1 protein-coding gene is annotated in these 518 nt (G+C 64.3%); it reads left to right on the top strand.

The genetic code is table 11. The annotated features are described in order from the left end of the window. Positions 1 to 39: 39 nt before the first annotated feature. On the top strand, positions 40 to 518 hold a 479-nt coding region (locus A5692_RS09385), incomplete at its 3' end, for an acyl-CoA dehydrogenase family protein (RefSeq protein WP_231984250.1).

Raw genomic sequence — 518 nt, 5'->3', positions numbered from 1 at the left:
GCGTGGGCGTTGAACTGCATGGGCCCACAGGACGCGACCATGCTGACCCTCATCGAGCACGGGACCGAGGAGCAGAAGCAGCGCTACCTGGTCCCGCTGGTCAACGGCGATATCCGGGTCTGCTTTGCCATGACCGAAAGAGCCGCCGGCGCCGATGCCACCGGCATGCAGACCGCGGCCGTGCAGCGAGGGCCGGATTGGGTTCTCAATGGCGAAAAGTGGTTCACCTCCGCCGCTTCCATCTCACAACTGGCATTGGTCATGGCGAAGACCGATCCCGACGCGCCGCGCCATCGCCAGTACACGACGTTTCTCGTCGAGTTGCCCAATCCTGGCTTCGAGATCATCCGCAACATTCCGGTTATGGGAGAGACCGACGTGCCGGCCTTCCACGGTGAGGTGACCATGGGTCACGCGGAAGTCCGCATCCGCGACCTAGTGGTCCCCGACGAGAACATTCTCGGCGGCCGTGGCGAGGGCTTTGCGATGGGGCAGCATCGGCTCGGATACGGCCGGCT

This window comes from Mycobacterium sp. E342 (assembly GCF_001667665.1).
Classification (GTDB): Bacteria; Actinomycetota; Actinomycetes; order Mycobacteriales; family Mycobacteriaceae; genus Mycobacterium.
Note: the sequence above shows the minus strand (reverse complement) of the source record. Positions and strands in the feature narration are given on the sequence as shown.